This window comes from Butyrivibrio hungatei DSM 14810 (assembly GCF_900143205.1).
GTDB lineage: Bacteria > Bacillota > Clostridia > Lachnospirales > Lachnospiraceae > Butyrivibrio > Butyrivibrio hungatei.
In genome coordinates this window covers 96,829-115,878 of the sequence record NZ_FRDH01000007.1, presented here as the reverse complement: position 1 = coordinate 115,878, position 19,050 = coordinate 96,829, and the positions used below count along the sequence as shown (strand labels likewise).

The following is a 19,050-nucleotide window of genomic DNA, read 5'->3' as shown; positions in this document are numbered from 1 at the left end:
ACGTTTCCATTATAGAATATTACAGATGTTAGCAAAAATCAATCTATAATAGATCAGGTGATAAATAAGTGAAAAAGGACCTTGGCTTCTGGAGGCTGTTACCTGCAAATAAAGAAATCGGCGCCATGCAGGTAATAAAACAAGTGAAAAAGGACCTTGGCTTCTGGAGGCTGTTACCTGCAAATAAAGAAATCGGCGCCATGCAGGTAACAAAAACAAGTTAAACATGGTCTTACGACTGAAAAACATTACCTGAAATGCATTAAATTAGCGCAATGCAGGTAATAACAAGAGTTTACGCGCGACTAAGACCGTGACCAAGAGCGCAAGTATTAGTAAAATCAAGAGAAAAACAAGAGAAAAACAAGCACAAGGAGAATTACATCATGAGGAAAACGAGCAGAAGACTTACTATTAGGGCGGTATCAGCCATACTTGCGGGAATGCTGGTGATTACGGCTTGCGGAAGTGCTGGGAACAGTGCGGGAGCAGAACAAACTGAAAGTACCGATGAGAGCAAGCAGGAAGCCTCAAGCACCGCTTCATCCCCTGAGCCTCAAGAACCCACCCATCTCCCAATTCCCCAGGACTTTATAATGGGCATGGATGCTTCATCAGTTCTAGCCGAGGATTATAGCAATGTGGCTTATTTTAACTTTGACGGCATTTTATGTGACCCTTTTTATGTTCTTGCAGACGCAGGAATCAATTACATTCGAATCCGCGTGTGGAACGATCCTTACGACGAGAACGGCAATGGCTACGGCGGAGGCAATAACGACGTTGAGACAGCTATAGTCCTTGGTAAAAGAGCTACTGCAGCAGGCATGAAGGTTTGCATAGATTTCCACTATTCAGATTTCTGGGCTGATCCTAAGAGACAGCACGCACCAAAGGCTTGGGAAGGCAAGAGTGTAGATGAAAAGTGCAATCTGCTATCCGAATTTACTGAGGATGCCCTTAGCAAAATGCTTGATGAGGGCATAGACATAGGAATGGTGCAGGTTGGCAACGAGATCAACTACGGAATGAGTGGCGAGAGCAATATCAGAGACGTATTAAAACTTCTTGATTCAGGCTGTAACGCCGTTCGCGGTGTGTCAGAAAAATATGACCAGGACATCAAGATTGCCATTCACTATACAAATATCAAGAAAAAAGGCGAAGTTGATAACCTTGTTCATAATCTGTTGGAAGCAAACATCGACTTTGACGCCATAGGACTTTCTTACTATCCTTTCTGGGACGGCTCTTTTGACAACATGAAATCTATGGTGTCCGCGATCCAGAAGCGCCACGGCAAAGAGGTATTTATTGCAGAAACATCCTATCCATACACCTTGGAAGATGGTGATGGCTTCCCTAACTCAGTTTCTAGCCCCAAAGACCTGATGGAAGGATATCCAGCTACAGTTGAAGGACAGAAAAATATGATAGCAGATGTTATTCAAAATGCAAACGATGCAGGCGCTTTTGGCGTCTTTTACTGGGAAGGAACCTGGATTCCAGTAGGAAGTGACAGAAAAAGTAACGAAGAAATATGGGAAAAATATGGAAGCGGCTGGGCATCTAGCTATTCAAAAGATTATGATCCGGAGGATGCAGGTCTTTATTATGGAGGTTGCTCCTGGGATAATCAGGCCCTGTTTGACTTTAAGGGCAATCCCCTTGATTCACTTAAGGTATTTGGGGAACTAAAAAAGTGATAACAAAAATCCAGTGTACCCCCTTGAAAAAATCTTCCGGAAAGTGTATGTTATACATGTCCATACAACTGGCGGATAAGTGGGTAACCACATGGGAGTATGGATGAATATATGTTGAGTCGACCGCCTGGGCAACCGCTTGATCAGTGGGATGCTCAGGCTTTTTATATTCCACAAACACTCTTTAAAAAGATTCTAAGCATTCCCTCAAGCAAATCAAGCGAGAAATCATTTTTCGACCATAAAGGAGACGAATATGAAGGATTATCGTGCAGAGATTGGAAGTACATCTTACCCAGGTAGAGGTATTGTGATCGGTACTTCAACAGACGGAAAATACGCAGTTTGCGCATATTTCATCATGGGAAGAAGTGAGAACTCAAGAAACCGCGTATTTGTAGAGGAAGGAGAGGGCATTCGCACACAGGCTTTTGACCCATCAAAAATGGAGGATCCTAGCCTTATCATCTATGCTCCAGTTAGAGTTCTTGGCAACTCAACAATCGTAACAAACGGCGACCAGACAGACACAATCTACGACCTTATGAAGGCTGGTCAGACTTTTGAGCAGTCTCTTAGAACAAGGCAGTTCGAGCCTGACGCTCCTAACTATACACCTAGAATTTCAGGAATCATGAATGTTGCAGATGGCAAGTATGATTTCGCTATGTCAATCTTAAAGAGTGACCACGGCGACGCAAGTCAGTGCATCAGAAACACATTTACATACGACAACCCTAAGGCAGGCCAGGGCTACTTCATCCACACATACATGGGAGATGGCAATCCACTTCCTAGCTATGAGGGTGAGCCTACACTTGTTAGCATTGAAGGCGACATCGACACATTCACCAAGAATGTATGGGAAGCCCTGAACGCAGATAATAAGGTATCTCTTTTCACAAGATACATCGACATCGCAACAGGCAAGTACGAGAGTCGCATCATCAACAAGAACGCATGAAAAGAGCTATGGAGTAAGTAAAGGAGATTAAAATGAACGAGATTCAGCTTAAATATGGATGTAACCCTAATCAGAAGCCTTCACGTGTTTACATGGAGAACGGCGCAGATCTTCCAATCGAGGTATTAAATGGAAGGCCAGGATATATCAATCTTTTAGATGCTCTTAATGGATGGCAGCTTGTTTCTGAGCTCAAAAAAGCTACAGGACTTCCAGCAGCTACATCATTCAAGCATGTATCACCTGCAGGTGCTGCAGTAGGCACACCTCTTACAGATATTGAGAAAAAGATCTACTGGGTAGAGGATCTTGGTGAACTCAGCCCACTTGCAAACGCTTATGCAAGAGCTAGAGGCGCAGACAGAATGTCTTCATTTGGAGATTTCATCTCACTTTCAGATGTTTGCGACGCAGACACAGCAAGACTTGTAAAAAGAGAAGTATCAGACGGAATCATTGCTCCAGGCTATACAGATGAAGCTCTTGAGATCTTAAAGGCTAAGAAGGGCGGAAACTACGCTGTTATCAAGATTGATGAGAATTATGTTCCAGAGGAAATCGAGAAGAAGCAGGTATTTGGCGTAACCTTTGAGCAGGGCCATAACTTCATCGAGATCGGTGAGAACATGCTCACAAATATCGTAACTGACAACAAGGATCTTCCTGAGTCAGCCAAGATTGACCTTATCATCGCACTTATCACACTTAAATATACACAGTCTAATTCAGTATGTTATGTAAAGGGTGGACAGGCAATCGGTATCGGTGCTGGTCAGCAGAGCCGTATCCACTGCACAAGACTTGCTGGTTCTAAGGCAGATAACTGGTTCCTTAGACAGGCTCCACAGGTACTTAACCTTCCATTCCTTGATACAATAAAGCGCCCAGATAGAGATAACGCAATTGACCTCTACATCGGCGCTGATTACATGGATGTACTTGCTGATGGCAAGTGGGAGCACATCTTCAAGGAGAAGCCACCTGTATTCACAGAGGCTGAAAAGAGAGCTTGGCTTGATAAGAACACTGACGTAGCCCTTGGTTCAGATGCATTCTTCCCATTTGGAGATAACATCGAGAGAGCTTATAAGAGCGGTGTTAAGTACGTAGCTCAGCCTGGCGGATCAGTTCGTGATGACAACGTTATCGAAGCTGCAAACAGCCACGATATGGTAATGGCATTCACAGGACTTCGCCTTTTCCACCACTAATCTAGTTTATTGTCTAGTTTTCGTTCTTGTTCATGTTTTGGCATATACAATATGCTATAAAATAAAAAGCTTGTAACCCTGTTGTTACAAGCCTTTTATTTTATGGGACAAATCCAAGTAACACGTGGATGAATGGAGACTAAGCTACAAGAAACTAAGCTACAAGAAGCTAAGCTACAATAATTTGCTGTAGTAGAGTTTGCTATGCACAAATTACCTGCTTTCATTCGTAAGTGGGCAATGCAGGTAACAAATCAAGAGAAAACTTGCTTTAGGGAAAGAAAATATTACCTGCATTCAAGTGCAAGAAAGAAATGCAGGTAACAAATCAGAAAAAAGCTTGCTTTCGGGAATGAAAATATTACCTGCATTCAAGTGCAAGAAAGAAATGCAGGTAACAAATCAGAAAAAAGCTTGCTTTCGGGAATGAAAATATTACCTGCATCCAAGTGCCCAAAAGGAATGCAGGTAACAAATCAAAAACTAGCTTGCATCTGGTGATTAAAAAATTACCTGCATTCGACTTAAACTATCAAATGCAGGTAAAAAGCAAAACAAGTGACATCACTCAATATTCTAAAATAAAAAATCACATTAGATCTTCATCATATATAGCTCTCTGGCCGCCTACATACTTAGGACGGTGACGAGCACAGATAATAGGTGCTTCGCCAATCTTACGAAGTGAGATTCTCATAGGAACTACTACGCTGTGCATATGCATTCCGATCATTGTGCCTCCAATGTCGATACCTGCATCTGCTTTCTGATTTATTGATTCAACAAGTACGGGATCATCAAAACGCTCATAAGCTACTGTAGCAAGGGCTCCTCCTGCATGATTTGGCTGAGGAATAGCGTTAACCTGCTCAAATCCGTACTTTTCCAAAACTTCTCTCTCAACTACAAGAGCTCTGTTTAAATGCTCGCAGCACTGAACTGCAGCATAGATGCCGTTTTCACGTAGTACAGGGATAATGCCGTCGTATACTGCGTTTGCAGAGTCAAGATTAGTTGCAGTACCGATCTGGTCGCCCAAAATCTCACTAGATGAGCAGCCGATCACGAAGATATCACCCTTTTTAAGACGGGCCTTCTCCAAGATCTCGCAAACAGCCTGCTTGCTTTGGTTAGTTATTTCTTTACAATCCATTTTTGTAACTCCTTAAATCTATGTCTGATATTATGAATTTAGTCCCATTCTCTTATAGATATTTCCAAGTCCTGCTTTGAAATACAGGAAAAGTGAACCAAATACTCCAAGAAGAGCCTGAGCTATCTCATATGGGAGCTTGACCATAGCGTATTCAAAAGTGCTGTACACAAAAGTCTTACCAAGCGTGTAGCCAACAACCATTATAATACCACCGATCAAAGTTCCAATGAGCGAAAAAGTAAAATGCTTCTTTTTGTCTCCAAGGCCTTTACTTGCTATAACTGATACAACAACAGCCTGAAGTCCATGTGTTACAAGTGATACAAACATTGGAGCTGGATAAAAAAGGAAATCTCCAAGAAATGAACCGATTCCTCCAACTATAAATGCAGCAAGTGGATCAAGTAAAAGAGCTGCAGTACAAATGATGACATCACATAAATACAGGTGTCCTCCAGGAACAGGAATTCCAACGCTGGACATTATTATATTAAATGCCATAAAAAGAGCTGTGATAGCGATCCATTTTACTTTGTCAGTCTTACGTAGTGCGCTTATTGATGTGGTATCCATATTTTCTCCTCCGGTACGGTGTTTTGTACAACTTTAGGTATGAATATACGCTTGTTTTGGTATTATTATAATACCCAATTCTATTATTTTTTTTAATACCAGTTTGCAACACTATCTTTTAAGACAACAATTTTTTTATCTCTTTTAACGCATCAGGTAAAAGAGCTATGTTCATATTTGAATAATCTATAATAAATTTACCCTGTGAAGCTGCATCCAATTTAGCATCAAAAGCATCCATATAGAAGTCAGAGATCGCAGAGATCTTGATACTTTTAGATAACAGTTGTTTCTCTATCTCGGCATCTTTATACCTGGTATTTAGCTCCAAGATAAAGTGAAGACCAGAGTCATTTTCAACTATTTTATAACCTGAAGACTTCGATTCACTTCCCAGTACTTCTTCAAATATGCCAAGAACCTGTTCTCTTTTCCTGCCATATTGAAGTCTCATACGATTTATATGTTTTTCAAAATAGCCCTTTTCAATAAAAGATGCCAGTGTGAACTGATCGAATGTTGAGACTGTACATGAATAAAATGACAGCTTGTCGTAAAAGAGCTGCGCTAGGTGTGGAGGCAGTACCATATATGCGATTCTTATGGTAGAAGCAAGGGATTTTGAGAAGGTATTGATATAGATAACCTTGTCAAAAGAGTCCATTGTCTGGAGAGGCGGAATAGGAGTGCCCTTATGCCTGAATTCACTGTCGTAATCATCTTCTATGATGTACCTTGAGGAATCCTTTGAAGCCCAGGACAGTAGTTCTAGTCGCCTTGGAACAGGCATGGTAATACCTGTGGGAAAGTGGTGAGTAGGGCTAATATGTGCGATATCTGCTCCTGACCTATCTAGTTCTGAGACCAATAAACCATATTCGTCCATGCTTCCAAGGTAGTAGCTTACGCCTTCTGTTTCATATATCTGACTGATCTTTTTATAACCAGGATTTTCTATGCAGTATTTTTTATCTTTACCCAAAAGCTTTATCAGTAGTCCGTAAAGGTATTCTGTTCCTGCGCCAACAATGATCTGGTCAGGGTCAACACTCATTCCTCTGAAGGAAGATAAATGAGCTGCGATTGCAGATCTAAGCTCATAGATTCCGCTGTAATCAGATACTTTTAAGAGCTCATCACTATGTCCAGACACAGCCTCTCTGGTGAGCTTTGCCCAAACAGAAAACGGGAAACTATCAGCATCTGGCTTATTAGATGAGAAATCAAACGTTATGTTATTCCTAGCTTTTTTCTTGAAATTTAGTTTGGATGAAGATTTCTTTTTACCTTTCACTTCAGGAAAAATAATGCTTCCGGAAATCTGCGACACAAAATAGCCCTTTTTAGGAAGGGCATAGATGTAGCCTTCTTCAAGGAGCTGACCATAGGCATTATCAACAGTTACGGTACTTACTCCCATGTTTTCAGCAAGAGCCCTTCTTGATGGGAGCTTCTCGCCAGGAGTAAGCGTTCCATTTGAGATATCGCGTTTTATGTGCTGATATAGCCTTGTATAAAGGGGACCTTCCCCGTTAGAGAGATTGTAAGTAAGCATAAGTTAAAGTTACCATATTGAAAAAATAAATCAAGCAAATATGAAAATTTGATAAAGCGTCAGAATAGTGTCAAAAATGCGGTAAAATAATGATACAATAAACTATACGATATTATGTAATTTCGTGTGTTTGACATGTTAGGTAAGTACGATGGATGAACGAGAGATCAATGAGATAGTAGAAAGTCGCCACCTTGATGAGTTGACTGGGCTTCATAATCTTACTGGGATTTTAGATCATCTTCAAGGACATGGGGAATTTTCTGCATCAGAAAAGTCAATAATCGTATATCTTAATGTGATGAATTTTAAGGCCTTTAACCAAAGATATGGCTTTCTTGGGGGAAATCAATATCTTAAGGGATTGGCAAAAGAGATTCAAAGCATTTTTAAAGAAGAACTGGTAGCCAGAACTAGTGGAGATCAGTTTATTATCATTGCGAATTCACTCGATGAAAAAAAGATATTGAAGAAACTTTCAGATCTGAGGGCTGGCGCGGTTAAGTACCAGAAGGGCCTTGTTATGCGTATAAAAGCCGGTATTTATAAGGCTGATGGCACAGAAAAAGACCCTGTTGTTATGGTGGACAGAGCTAAGATTGCCTGCGACGACATCATAAGAGTCTATGATAAGGATGACAATATCTATTCAGAAGAGTTAAATAAAAAGAATGAACTAAGGCAGTATGTGATCGATAACTTCGAAATTGCCTTCAAGAAAAAATACTTCAAGGTTTATTACCAGAAAGAAGTTAGAGCACTTACAGGAAAAGTCTGCGGCTATGAGGCCCTTGCAAGGTGGAATGATCCTAAGTATGGAATAATATCGCCTGGTATCTTTGTTGAGGTGTTGGAAAATGTACGACTCATTCACAAACTTGATATCTATATGATAGAGCAGGTGTGCTCAGATCTAAGAGATGATATCGATAGCGGTTTTGCTGTGGAGCCTATTTCAATAAACCTTTCCAGACTTGATTTTGAATTATGTGACATAAAAACTGAAATAGACAGATGTAGAAAGATATACAACATACCAAAGAATCTTTTGAATATTGAGATTACAGAAAGTGCCCTTACATCAGAAGATAATTTCCTTGGAGAGCAAATAAAAAAGCTTAGGAGATCGGGCTACCAGATCTGGATGGATGACTTTGGAACGGGATATAGTTCTTTTGGAAATCTTAAATCTTATGACTTTGATATGATCAAGATTGACATGAGTTTTATCAGTGAATACGAGAAAAATAAGAAAACAAGAGTTATTCTAGCAGCTATCATCAGCATGGCAAAGGAACTTGGAATACACACTCTTGCTGAAGGTGTTGAGACCAAAGAACAGTACGAATTCTTAAGAAGAATTGGCTGTGAAAAGCTTCAAGGATATCTTTTTGGAACGCCAAAGCCTGTAGAAAGCTTTGTAAGGGAAGAAGATTGTGGCTTTGAAAACTGCGAAGATTTCGCATATCACTTGTATTATGACTCCATGGGTGATATTAACTTCCTTGGATCTACGCCACTTCGCCCCAAGAAAATGAAGGTGTTTAATAATGTGCCTATTGGAATATATGAGATGGAAGATGATCATATCACATTCATCTATATTAACGATGCCTACAAGAATTTCCTTTCAAGTATCGGTGTTGCCAACATGAAGCAGGCCAATAAGCGCAATAGAAATGTCGAAATCCCTGAAGTCAGAAAAATACTTGAAGCGTCGCATAATGCTGAGAAAGCAAGGGATAAACGTGGAGAGATCGATGTTATTGTTAATGGCTGCGTCATCAACTCCAAGGTAAGATTCTTGTCACGTCAGGGAAATAAGTCCGCATTTGCCATAGTATCCAGAAACGTCACGCTACATTCAGATGACAAGAAATCTGAAAATATTCAGGTTGCAATGGCGCATGTATTTAACCAGTACTTCAGAGTTGATCTTTATGACCAGGATGGTACTGTGGAGAATATCTTCCTTAACAGTGACCAGCTTGCAATCGCAGATAAAGAGATGGATGCCAAGGAAGCAGTTAAGATATATTCTGATAAGTATCTTATTAAGAAAGATAGAGCGAGATTTAGAAAATTCTATGATATCTCAACAGTACACGACAGACTTAAAGCTACAGGTGGCGATTATCTTGTAGATTATTATCATTCCGCTGTATCAACTGACAAAGGTAGAATGCAGATGTACATGATACTGCCTTTTTATTATAATGGTAGATGGAAATATATCTCATGTTGCAGATTTGCAGATGAGATAGATGACGAACATCTCTATTGATAATAGGTGGTATAGCATACACATGTTAAGGTTTTGTTTTGGGGCGTCTGGTTCGGGGAAAAGTACCAGACTTTACAATGAAGTAATTGAAAGAAGTATGAGGGATCTTGGAACAAATTATATTATCATAGTTCCAGATCAGTTCACGATGCAGACTCAGAAGGATGTAGTAAGGATGCACCCTTCCCATGCAATAATGAATATCGATGTTCTGAGCTTTGGCAGGCTTTCGCATAGAATCTTTGAAGAGGCAGGCCTTAGCTCTTTTTCTGTGCTTGATGATCTGGGAAAGAGCCTTGTTCTAAGGCGAGTATCAGACATCCTGGGCGATAAACTCCCTATAATTGGCAAAAACATGCATAAACCCGGTTATATAGATGAGGTTAAGTCCACAATCTCTGAGTTCATGCAGTATGGCATTGGAGATGAGGGACTAGCTATCCTTGAGGAAAAGAGCTCTAAAAAGGGTGCACTAAACGCCAAGATAAAGGATCTAAGACTTCTCTATAGCGAGTTTTTGGCATATATAAAGGATAAATACATTACCACTGAGGAAACTTTAGATGTATTGTGCAATGCCATACCATCTTCCAAGATCCTGAAGGACAGTGTGATCGTATTTGACGGCTTTACTGGCTTTACACCTATCCAGTACAGAGTTATCAGGATGCTTCTTGCTGTCAGCAAAGAGGTAGTTGTTTCTTTGACTATAAGCCCGGAAGATGACCCATATACAGGCTCTTTTGAAGAGCAGGAACTCTTTATGCTCAGTAAAAAAACTGTGTATGACCTTGAAAAGCTTGAATACAGCCTTCTTCAGGAACAGGGAGCCATCGGCATTCCTTCATTTGAAGCATACAGAAATGCAAGAAATGAAGAAATGTCCAAAAACCCTAAGTCTGGGGATATATTCATAACAGACAAAACCGTTAAAAGACTTGAGAATAACCCTTCACTTGCTTTTCTTGAGCAAAATCTCTTTAGATATAATGCCAACAAGTTCACGGGTAATACCGTTGGAATAGAAGTTTTCAGGGCTCAGACCATAAATGAAGAAGTAAGACAGGCTCTTATAAAGATTTCTGATCTTATAAGGGATGGAGGTTACGCCTATAGAGATATTGCCCTTGTATGTGGAAGCCTTGATAGCTATGCAGATATTATCAGTAATCAGGCACGTAAATTCGACATTCCGGTTTATATTGATAAGAATAGTAGTCTGCTTCTTAATCCTATTATCGAATATATTACAAGTGCTATAAATATCGTAATCTCAGGCTATAGATATGAAGACGTCTTCCATTTCATGCGAAGTGGCATGTCTGATTTTAGTCCGGAAGATACAGATCTTTTGGAAAACTATGTAAGGGCTCTTGGCATCAAAGGCAGAAAGCAATGGGAAGACCGTTTTATGAGGCGTATGCCAAAGCGCTTTGCTACGGCTAGGAAGTCTGAGAAGGCTTCAGAAAAAGAACTTGAGCTTCTTCAAAAGCTTGACCAAATGCGAGATGCAATCAGTTCGTCGCTTAAACCACTTGCTGACTCCAAAAAGGGAACAGTAAAGGACATTACAAAGGCTCTTTTAACTGTAATTGAGAGTAATAATTCCAAAGAAAAGCTTGAAGCTTACAGAGATAAGTTTAAGGCAGAGGGTGACCTTAAAAAGGCAAGAGAGTACGATCAGATCTACGACAAGATCATGACACTTCTATGTCAGATGGATGGACTTCTTGGTGATGAAAAGTTAGATCTTTCTGAGTATAAAGAGATCCTATCCACAGGCTTTGCAGATATTGAGGTTGGAACCATACCTCAGGATGTAGACAGAATAATTGTAGGTGACATCGAAAGAACAAGGCTTTGCGAAGTGAAGGTTTTATTCTTCCTTGGTGTCAATGACGGAAATATCCCTTCAAATGCTGGTGGCGGCGGAATCCTTTCAGATATCGATAGACAGTTCCTTGCTGATGCCACCTCAAATGTTGAGCTTGCACCAACTCCAAGACAGCAAATGTATATCCAGAGACTTTATCTGTACATGAACCTGACTAAGCCTACAGACAAGCTATATCTTTCCTTTGCAGAACTTACTTCTGATGGAAAGAGCCTTCGTCCAGCGTATCTTATATCCAAGATAACGACAATGTTTCCTAATATCGATATCTCAAGACCTGAAGATGGAGATTTTGAAAGTCAGTCAGTTAAGCTTTTAGATAGCAGAGATAAGCTTTCGGATATGATGAGGGAATATGCAAATGGCTTCCTTCGCGGCCAAGATAAAAAGAACTTTTTGACACTTTATAAGACCATAAAAGATCTCCTTGCAGAAAATGGTGATAACAGCTTTATTGATAAGATCACAGATGCGGCCTTCAAGCAATATGAAAACAGACCTCTTGCCAAGGCTATAGCTCTTACTCTTTATGGAGCAACCCTTGAAAACTCAGTCAGCAGACTTGAGCAGTTTGCATCATGCTGCTATGCACACTTTATTCGCTATGGTCTTCACCTTGAAGAGAGAAAAGAATACGAGTTTGATGTTTCGGATCTGGGTAATGTTTTCCACGCTGTACTTGAGAAGTATACTTCAGAGATCATGAGCGGAGATATAAAGTGGAGAGACTTGCCAAAAGAGAAGTCTGAGGAAATATTAAATCGTGCTTTAACAGAGTGTGTTGATGGCTACGGAGAGACGATCCTTTTAAGTAACGCCCGTAATCAATTCATGATCGAAAGGATCAGAAGGATACTTTTAAGGACAGTAGACACCCTTCAATATCAGATTTCTAAAGGAAAATTTGAACCTGCATTTGTGGAGATGGATTTCAGAGAAGCAGGTAATATTGATGAGATCAATATAGCTCTTTCAGAAGATGAGCAAAAGAATATCACTGAGAAGATGAAACTTCGTGGAAGGATTGACCGAGTTGATCTATATGAGGATTCGGATCATGTTTATGTGAAGGTAATAGATTTCAAATCCGGAAATCATAAATTCAATGTAGCATCACTATATTATGGCTTACAACTGCAGCTGGTCATGTATATGAATGTTGCAACAGCTGCAAGCAGGAAAATGTCTAATGGAAAAGAAGTGCTACCTGCTGCAATCCTTTATTATCATGTAGATGATCCTATGGCTGAAGGAAAAAATGATTTACAACCAGATGTTATCAATGAAGAGATAAAGCAAAAGCTTAAAATGACTGGTGTAGTCAGTGAAAAAACAGATGTCATACAGATGCTTGATGACAGCATAAATGGTAAGTCTGACATCATTCCAGTTGAGTTTAAAAAGGACGGCAGCTTATCTTCCAGATCTTCAACATTAAGTGATTCTGACTATGGAGCAATCTCCAGATTCACAGAAAAGAAGATAAGAGAGTTCGGAAAGAGCATTCTAAACGGTAATATCGAGGTTAACCCTTATGAGATGGGAGACCGGTCATCCTGCACGTACTGCTCATACCGCTCTATATGTGGATATGATGAATCTATAAAGGGATATTCCAAGAGAAATCTTGATATTTCAAGTAGCGATGCAATGGAAATCATTAGATCTGAGGATAATTAATTCTAGATTTTAGAATTGGAAAAGAGACTATGGGAGTAAATTTTACTGAAGAACAACAGGCTGTTATTGATGCAAGAGACGCCAATATACTAGTATCTGCCGCAGCTGGCTCAGGTAAGACAGCTGTACTTGTAGAGAGAATAATTCAGATGATCAGCAGCGATATGGATATTGATCATCTGCTTGTTGTGACTTTTACAAAGGCAGCTGCTGCACAGATGAAGGAAAAGATTACTCTTGCAATTCAAGAAAAATTGTTGACTGATCCGGATAATAAGCACCTTCAAAAACAGGAGACACTTATCCACAATGCTCAGATCACAACTATAGATGCCTTTTGTCAGTATGTTCTTAGAAACAATTTTAATGTAATAGGACTTGACCCTTCATTCCATGTGGGAGATGACGGAGAACTGCGTCTTCTTCAGGAAGAAGTTATGAAACAGCTCTTTGAAGATGAGTATGCTCTTGCAAAAGAAAACGGCAATGAGGATTTCCTTTATTGCATGGACTATTTTAGTACAGGAAGTAACGATAAGAAGGTTGAAGAATACATTGGAGAGCTGTATCGCTTTTCTATGAGTATGCCCTGGCCGGAAGATTGGATCGCAAGTAGAGCATCAGACTATGACCTTGGAGATAGATCTTTTGACCAGGAAGAGTGGGTAAAGGACTGCGTTACATATATTAAGAGGTCATTAAAAGAGGCTTCTCAGAAGCTTGACACAGCCATCAGAATTACCAATGAGCCAGACGGTCCATATTACTATGGTGACAGGTTCCAAATTGAAAAAGACAGTATTGATGCGGTTTTACAATATAATACCTACGATGAGCTATTTGACAGGGTTCGCGGGATTACCTTCGACAGACTCCCAGGAAAAAATGACCCTTCCGTATCTGAGGATAAGAAGGAATATGCTAAGAGCCTTAGAGACGAAGTAAAAGAGATCGTAAAAAAACTTGTGGAGAATTATCTTGCACTTCCATCAGAGACAGTAGTAGCTCAGATGAAGCTTTGTGACAGGGCGGTAAAAGAGCTGTGTAGACTTACACTTGAATACAAGAAGCGTTACGATGCCAAAAAGCGTGAGGATCAGCTCATAGACTTTTCAGATATGGAGCACTTTGCTCTGCAGATATTAGTTGAGCATCCGGGAGACACTCCATCTGCTGTAGCCCTTGAATACAGGGACTATTTCAAGGAAGTTCTTATTGATGAGTATCAGGACAGTAATAACGTACAGGAATTGATCCTTAAGTCTATTGCAGGCGAAGAGGCTGCAAAGTCCGAGAGATTCATGGTAGGCGACGTCAAGCAGAGTATTTATAAGTTCAGGCTTGCAAGACCTGAGATTTTCATGGATAAGCTCTCATCCTATGACAAGGAAAAGGGAGCCAAGAACCATAGGATCGACCTTCACAAGAACTTTAGAAGCAGAAAAGAGGTTCTTGAGATCACAAACTATATATTCAAGAAGATAATGGGCACTGACCTTGGAGGAGTAGCTTACGACAAGGATGCAGAGCTTGTTACTGGTGCTGATTACCCGGCTGAGACCTATGGTGTAACCCCGGAACTTATGTTGATCGATGGGGAAGAGGCCTATGACGGCTCAGTAGATATGACAGCTTATGATGCCAAAGAAAAAGAGGCTCTAGCAATTGCCGGCAGGATTCATGAGCTTATGAAGGAAGACCCTGATCTAAACTTTAAGGATATGGTTATCCTTCTTAGAAGTAATGCTGGCTGGGATGATGTGTTTAAAAATACCCTTGAATCTCAGGGAATTCCAACATATATAGAGTCAAAAAGTGGATATTTTGATGCCTGGGAGGTATCTATACTTCTAAATCTCATTTCAATTGTGGATAACCCGCTTCAAGACATTCCACTTGTAAGTGTCATGCATTCTTGCATAGGTGGTTTTTCTGATGAGGAGCTTGCAAGCATCAGGATTGCCATAGATGGGGATGAAGAACTTAGTGATGGCGACTCTTTTTACAGAGGGATCAAAGGCCTTGTGGAAAAGTCTGAGGATTCATATCCAAAATTAAAAACTTTTGTGGATATGATCGAAGATTTCAGGGAAAGATCTGTCTACACTCCTGTTCATGAGCTTTTGCAGTATATAGTGGATAAGACAGGATTTGACAGCTATATCACAGCTATGCCTGCAGGAGAAAAGAGAAGAGCTAATCTTGAGCTTCTTTTGACAAATGCAGCAAATTTCGAAAAGACAAGCTTTAGAGGACTGTTCCATTTTGTAAGATATATCGAGCATCTTAAGGTTGTTCAGGTGGATTACGGCGAAGCAGGCATAATAGATGAAAATGCTAATGTAGTTCGCATTATGAGTATTCATAAGAGTAAAGGTCTTGAGTTCCCTGTTGTATTCGTTGCCGGCCTTTCCAAGAACTTTAACAGAATGGATACCAAGGGCGATATCGTAACAGACCTTGACCTTGGCATAGGCGTAAAGTGCGTAGATACTGAGCTTAGAGTAAAATACGATACTCTAAAGAGAATAATGATAGCAGATAAAATGAATACAGATAGCCTTGGAGAAGAGCTTAGAGTCTTATATGTTGCCCTTACAAGAGCCAAGGAAAAGCTGATCATGACAGCATATGTCAAGAAGCTTGCAGATACTTTGATAAAGGCTACCCGTAATCTTCCGGTAATTGCTGAAAGCGGAGAGCTACTGCCATATTCAATGAGGCTTTCCTTTTCAAGCTATTTTGATTTTATTTTGGCTGCCCTTATCAGACATCCTCAGGTAAAAGAGCTGCTTTCAAAATATGAGATATCCTTTGACAGCGTGAACGCACATTTTGACGATGAAAAACAGGTTCCGGCACTTACTTTTAAGAGCCTTTCAGATAGTGATCTTGCTGCGATAATCGAAAGTCAAGGAGTAACAGGTGTTATCAGAAGAGCAGAGCTTGAATCAGATGCTGACTTGGAATTTGATAAAGATCTTTCAGACAGACTAAAGGAAAAATTCAGCGCCAGGTACGAATTCGAAAACCTTAAGGGTCTTTTCACCAAGACAACTGTTACAGAACTTAAAAAACACATGTTAGAGCAGGAAGGTGAGGTATTTACAAAGGATATAAGTCAGGAGAATGCCCCTGTATATGAAACTGTCGAAGGTAAGCTTTCTGGAGCAGAGAGAGGTACTGCATACCATAGGATCATGGAACTTTTGGATGAGGATATTTATGGAAATGCGACATTAGCTGATCTTTCCAGGAAAGAAATAGCACAGGAAGTTGAAAAATGGCTTACTAAGAAGACTACAGAAAAGGTGATCCCTTCAGAATATGAAAGCGCGGTCAATGAATGGGACGTAGCCACATTTCTTTTGACAGACCTTGGAAAAAGGATGGGTAAAGCCTATAGGAACAGTGCTCTTATGAGAGAAAGACCATTTATGATGGGAATTGACGCAGGTAGGCTTGATGAGAAATTTCCTGATGGAGAGATGGTGCTCATACAGGGTATCATTGATGCTTTCTTTGTTGAAGATGGTGGAATAGTACTGCTGGACTATAAGACAGACAAGGTCAGCGATGAAACTGAGCTTGTGAGTCGTTATAGGATCCAGCTGGACTATTACAAAGAAGCTTTGGAAGCTTCGACAAATATGAAGGTTAAAGAAATATATATTTATTCCTTCTCTTTGGGAAAAGAGATTCCGCTTAGCTTACAGTAACTGATCTTTTAAGTGTCTTTTCATTGAGCTCGAATTTCAGGCGGTTAAGACCTGTGTGCACTGCAGGGATTGCGACAACTGCAATTGTGATGATCGCTTCAACTGCAATATATGAGCCATTGTAAAGAACTGAGTAAAGAAGTGGTGACATACCTTCTGGTGCGTAATCTGCAAAGAAGATGACACCTGAAAGTGTTGAAAATACGAATCTGCCAAAGATTCCGACAAGGTAACCAATGTACATGCCGTGTTTCTTGTTATAAAAGAAACCAGCAAGTCCCAATGCTGTAAAAGCAAGGAAGTAATCACATACAAGCTGAGGAGCACTGATGATATAAGGATCAACGATAAGCTGGAGAAGTCCATAGGCAAAGGCTGCTGACAAGCTGATCCTTGCTCCGTAGAGATATCCGATATATGTGATAAAGAACATGCTAAGAAGTGTGACTGAACCGCCCATTGGTGCCTTGAAGAGCTTTACATTGGATAAAACAAATGCAAGAGCAAGGCAAAGAGCTGATGTTGTGAGCTGCTTGATGCTGATAGAACTTTTGCCATCTTTGTTAATGAAGAAACTTACAGATAGAAGCAGCAGAACACCGAGAACTACTCCGACGATATAGCCGGCTGTTGTAAAACCGTATGTTACATAGCCGTCATCAACAATTTTTTCAAATAATAGATCCATAAAAATACCTCCCTTTACCGCATAAAGGGAGGTTATTTGTACTCACATCTAATAAAAGATGTTATAATCAATCGTGCTTCCCTACGCTGGTACTAACCAGATCAGGTAATAAGGGTTAGACGTGCATTGCACGTACACTCTCAGCATTGCTCCCCTAGCGGTTAATATGTTTTTTTTCTAGTCTTATTAAACGCTTAGCCCAGGGGTTTGTCAATAGCTCCACGGAGGTAAAAAAGTGAAAAATACTATATATGAAAACATAAAACAAACTGCAAATCCAAGGGCTATCTTGGTTGGCCTTAATGTTAATAGAAGTGAATCAGATTTTGAGAGATCTATGGATGAGTTAAAAGAGCTCACTAAGGCTATAGATATAGACGCGGTCTGTACTGTTACCCAGGCTCTTCCAAGTCCAGACAGAAGTACCTACATTGGAAGCGGTAAGGTTGAGGAAGTAAGATCCTCTCTTGATGTATTTGATGCAAATATCATCATCTTTAATGATACTCTTTCACCAATGCAACTAAGAAACCTTGAAAAGGCGCTGGATACAGAGGTTATAGACAGAACAGGACTGATCCTTCAGATATTTGCAAGGCGCGCCAAAACAAGAGAAGCTAGACTTCAGGTTGAGTATGCGCAGCTCCAATACATGCTGCCTAGACTTGCTCATATGCGAAAAGCTCTTTCAAGGCAGGGTGGCGGTAGCGGAAGATTATCCAACAAAGGTTCTGGTGAGAAACAGCTTGAACTTGATAGACGTAGGATCGAGCATCGTATGGCTGAGCTTAGAAGGGAACTTGATGCTGTTGAAAAAGAGCGTGTGACTCAGAGAGGAAAACGCATAAATTCCGGCATGCCGCGTATATCCCTGGTTGGATACACCAATGCCGGCAAATCAACGATCATGAACAATCTTTTAAGGCTCTATGGCGGTGATGCCTATGATGAGAAGCAGGTTCTTGAAAAAGACATGCTCTTTGCAACACTTGATACTTCAGTTAGAAAGATAGCAGCTCCGGGCCGCAGACCATTTCTTTTGGCAGATACAGTAGGATTTATAAGCGAACTTCCACATTCACTTGTTAAGGCCTTTAGATCTACCCTTGATGAAGCCAAGTTTGCGGACATTCTTTTGGAAGTGATCGACTTTAGTGATCCTGAGTACCGCTACCATATGGATGTGACAAAAGAGACTCTTACAGAGATAGGTGCTGGTGACATCCCGGTTCTTTATGTATTTAATAAGTCAGACGTGGTTCAGGAGCAGCAAAAAGATAATAGTCAGCTTGTTATGGATGTTCCAAGAATGATGGATGACAGGATATACATATCAGCCAAGGCTGACGACAGCTTGGATACACTTATTGAATTTATAGAAAAGAAACTTTCAGAAAGCGAAGCAGAGTATGAACTCATCCTTCCATATTCTGAAGGGGCTGTTCTTAGCTCTTTTAACGAGAGAGGAATAGTAAAGAGTACGGAATATCTTCCTGAAGGGATCAAGATATTAGCTACGTTGAGTGCTTCAGATGCCACTAAATATCAAGAATTTTTTTCTTGCAATCTAGGCTAAAAAGATATTTAATTGAATATGAATATTTTAGTAAAGGAAAGCGT

General features: G+C 40.3%; 12 protein-coding genes and 2 riboswitches. Of the genes, 8 read left to right on the top strand and 4 right to left on the bottom strand.

From position 1 onward, the window contains the following. The first annotated feature begins 68 nt into the window (after positions 1-68). The 4 genes from BUA02_RS15880 (at position 69) to BUA02_RS09480 (ending at position 3,881) form a co-directional block, all read left to right on the top strand. The gene (locus BUA02_RS15880) at positions 69-224 is read left to right on the top strand and encodes a hypothetical protein (protein WP_178297636.1); all 156 of its coding nucleotides are present in this window, start codon (positions 69-71) and stop codon (positions 222-224) included. A 162-nt stretch (positions 225-386) separates the two neighbouring features. Then, complete coding sequence (locus BUA02_RS09490) at positions 387-1,706, top strand: glycoside hydrolase family 53 protein (protein WP_072703333.1); 1,320 nt, start codon at positions 387-389, stop codon at positions 1,704-1,706. Positions 1,707-1,760: 54 nt separating this feature from the next. Then, positions 1,761-1,846: riboswitch (ZMP/ZTP riboswitch) on the top strand. Positions 1,847-1,962: 116 nt separating this feature from the next. Then, on the top strand, positions 1,963-2,670 hold the full coding sequence (locus BUA02_RS09485; protein WP_072703330.1) for an IMP cyclohydrolase: 708 nt from the start codon (positions 1,963-1,965) through the stop codon (positions 2,668-2,670). 32 nt (positions 2,671-2,702) lie between these two features. Continuing rightward, positions 2,703-3,881 carry a phosphoribosylaminoimidazolecarboxamide formyltransferase gene (locus tag BUA02_RS09480; protein ID WP_072703326.1) on the top strand — a complete coding sequence of 393 codons (1,179 nt, stop codon included), beginning with the start codon at positions 2,703-2,705 and terminating at the stop codon, positions 3,879-3,881. Between the two features lie 589 nt (positions 3,882-4,470). Here BUA02_RS09480 and BUA02_RS09475 read toward each other — a convergent pair. The 3 genes from BUA02_RS09475 to pdxR all read right to left on the bottom strand — a co-directional run bounded on the left by BUA02_RS09475 (position 4,471) and on the right by pdxR (position 7,165). Further along, on the bottom strand, positions 4,471-5,034 hold the full coding sequence (locus tag BUA02_RS09475; protein WP_071175457.1) for a TIGR01440 family protein: 564 nt from the start codon (positions 5,032-5,034) through the stop codon (positions 4,471-4,473). 30 nt (positions 5,035-5,064) lie between these two features. After that, positions 5,065-5,610: an ECF transporter S component gene (locus BUA02_RS09470; RefSeq protein WP_071175458.1), complete on the bottom strand. Its 546-nt coding sequence runs from the start codon at positions 5,608-5,610 to the stop codon at positions 5,065-5,067. Between the two features lie 118 nt (positions 5,611-5,728). Next, positions 5,729-7,165, bottom strand: coding sequence for a MocR-like pyridoxine biosynthesis transcription factor PdxR (gene pdxR, locus BUA02_RS09465; RefSeq protein WP_072703323.1), 1,437 nt, complete (start codon positions 7,163-7,165; stop codon positions 5,729-5,731). 151 nt (positions 7,166-7,316) lie between these two features. On the opposite strand from pdxR, the gene BUA02_RS09460 reads away from it, so the two are divergent. From BUA02_RS09460 to addA, 3 genes are read left to right on the top strand one after another with little or no spacing between them, the layout of a single operon-like run. Continuing rightward, positions 7,317-9,449, top strand: coding sequence for a GGDEF domain-containing phosphodiesterase (locus BUA02_RS09460; RefSeq protein ID WP_072703319.1), 2,133 nt, complete (start codon positions 7,317-7,319; stop codon positions 9,447-9,449). 22 nt (positions 9,450-9,471) lie between these two features. Beyond that, entirely contained in the window at positions 9,472-13,023 is a 3,552-nt protein-coding gene (locus BUA02_RS09455) for a PD-(D/E)XK nuclease family protein (RefSeq protein WP_072703315.1), read from the top strand. A gap of 29 nt (positions 13,024-13,052) precedes the next feature. Continuing rightward, positions 13,053-16,742 carry a helicase-exonuclease AddAB subunit AddA gene (gene addA, locus BUA02_RS09450; protein ID WP_072703312.1) on the top strand — a complete coding sequence of 1,230 codons (3,690 nt, stop codon included), beginning with the start codon at positions 13,053-13,055 and terminating at the stop codon, positions 16,740-16,742. Here the strand turns inward: addA and thiT are convergent. After that, entirely contained in the window at positions 16,729-17,430 is a 702-nt protein-coding gene (gene thiT, locus BUA02_RS09445; protein ID WP_072703309.1) for an energy-coupled thiamine transporter ThiT, read from the bottom strand. The genes addA and thiT overlap by 14 nt on opposite strands. A 61-nt stretch (positions 17,431-17,491) precedes the next feature. After that, positions 17,492-17,596, bottom strand: a riboswitch (TPP riboswitch). Between the two features lie 69 nt (positions 17,597-17,665). Between thiT and hflX the strand changes: the two genes are divergently transcribed. Next, entirely contained in the window at positions 17,666-19,006 is a 1,341-nt protein-coding gene (gene hflX, locus BUA02_RS09440; RefSeq protein WP_083572721.1) for a GTPase HflX, read from the top strand. Positions 19,007-19,050 lie beyond the last annotated feature (44 nt).